Source organism: Mesorhizobium sp. M7A.F.Ca.CA.002.09.1.1 (assembly GCF_003998555.1).
Classification (GTDB): domain Bacteria; phylum Pseudomonadota; class Alphaproteobacteria; order Rhizobiales; family Rhizobiaceae; genus Mesorhizobium; species Mesorhizobium ciceri.
In genome coordinates, this window is the sequence record NZ_RZRR01001562.1 from 1 (window position 1) to 509 (window position 509).

Here is a 509-nt window from a genome sequence, read left to right on the forward strand (position 1 = left end):
GTCCAGGTCGTGCGCGCGCCGATGACGAAATGGTCGCTCGCCTCGGCAATGCCGCACAGCGCCGCCAGGCCGTTAATGTCGAGAACATTGTCGCGGATCGGTTTGCTGCCCTGTGCCGGATAGAAATCGGTGCCACCGGCAAGGATGCGCCAGGCGCCCTCGCCAAGCAAAGCGAGCGCTTCGTCGACCGAGGTGGGTTTCGCGTAACGGATCACGCTTTGCCTTCCCGAAAAGAGGCCTTCCAGAGCTGGTACTTCGAAAGATCCTTCCAGCACAGGGGTCGGAAAATTCATTCGTATGCAAATGATATCAAGCTGGCAGGATTTGTCAAAGCCGGAGTTTGCCGCGGCGCCGCCGGCACGCATTTGTTATGGCTTGAGAGGTTGACGCGGCCGGCCATCTGGTCAAGTTTCTGCGTCCGGTCGCGTCAGCGGCATTTTCCACTGGAGCCTGCATACGGAAGAGGAAAGCCCATGGCCGACGAAGCGCTTGTCGTCATCGACCTGCAG

1 protein-coding gene is annotated in these 509 nt (G+C 59.7%); it reads right to left on the reverse strand.

Annotated elements, in window-relative coordinates:
* The coding region (locus EN994_RS34665; protein WP_206530589.1) for an FAD binding domain-containing protein at positions 1-215 on the reverse strand (215 nt) is incomplete at its 3' end.
* Between the last annotated feature and the right edge of the window lie 294 nt (positions 216-509).